The organism is Carnobacterium sp. (assembly GCF_032094055.1).
Lineage (GTDB): Bacteria > Bacillota > Bacilli > Lactobacillales > Carnobacteriaceae > Carnobacterium_A.
Genome location: NZ_DAMDAK010000017.1, coordinates 16,128 through 17,302, shown reverse-complemented (window position 1 = coordinate 17,302; position 1,175 = coordinate 16,128). Strand labels below are relative to the sequence as shown.

Below are 1,175 nucleotides of genomic sequence, written 5' to 3'. Positions count from 1 at the left end.
GGAATTTCGCCTCTTCCATGGAACTATTAAATGAAGGAGAAGAAACGCTGGCTAAATGGTTCAAGAAAGAAAAAGATCGAGTTCTTTATACATATGATTTCGGAAATGACTGAGAATATGAAATTGTACTCATGAAAATTTTAGAACCCGCTCCTGATGTCTACTACCCTATTTGCCTTAAAGCAAAAAATGATGCTTCTAAAGAAAACAGCCGCGGCGAACTAATAGATGGATCAGTAAAAAAACAATCAAATATAAGTAGGATTTCCCCCTTCCCTTATGATATGATTGCCACGACTACTTTTTCTAGAAACAACCACAGGAGGGAAACATGACAAAATTTATTATCACTACCGAAAGCGGTTCCGATATATCTCAGCAACTTATTGAACGTTATGGTATCCATGTCATTCCAATGCATGTAACCATGGGTTCCGAAACATTTGATGACGGAAGCTTCGATGTTGAAGAAGTTTACTGTTTTTACAACGAATCAGGGACATTACCAAAAACTTCCGGCTCTACTCCGCAAGATAATAGCGTTGCTTTCGAACAAATATTTGCCAACTATCCTGAAGCCCACATTATTCATATCGCTTATTCAGCTGTAACCACTGTTTCTTATAACTCGTGTCACATTGCTGCGCAAGACTTCGAAAACATCCATATTGTCGATAGTAAAAACGTTTCTGGCGGTCTAACTGCTGTGATTGTTGCAACAGCAAAATTTATTGAAAACCACCCAAACTGTACGGCGGAAGAAATCATTGCTTTTGTAGAAGATATACGGGAACGCACTCGCTTTGTTTTCCTTCCTCAATCACTCTTATACCTTAAGGCAGGAGGACGTGTTTCGAATGCAGCCTATCTTGGTGCCTCTCTTTTGAAACTTCATCCTACTATTATTCTCGAAAACGGCTATTTAGTGGCTGCGAAAAAATACCGCGGATCATTTGACCGTTGTTTAAAAAATACGATTAAAGACTTTATTAAGAATTATACCATTGAGCCGGAGACGATAATTATCGGTGGAACAGCGGGATTGAGTGAAGAATATAAGCAGCTTGCTGAGTCTACTTTACAGAGTTATGGTTTCGAGAATCCAGATTGGTTTACAGCAGGCGCTGTTATTTCTAGTCATGGAGGTCCCGGAGCCTTTGGGATCATTGGGATCG

Annotated in this window: 2 protein-coding genes; both read left to right on the top strand. The window is 39.6% G+C overall.

The genetic code is table 11. From position 1 onward, the window contains the following. Positions 1-131 precede the first annotated feature (131 nt). Positions 132-335 carry a hypothetical protein gene (locus tag RT405_RS04305; RefSeq protein ID WP_313467861.1) on the top strand — a complete coding sequence of 68 codons (204 nt, stop codon included), beginning with the start codon at positions 132-134 and terminating at the stop codon, positions 333-335. Beyond that, the coding region (locus tag RT405_RS04300) for a DegV family protein (RefSeq protein WP_313467859.1) at positions 332-1,175 on the top strand (844 nt) is incomplete at its 3' end. The genes RT405_RS04305 and RT405_RS04300, both read left to right, overlap by 4 nt.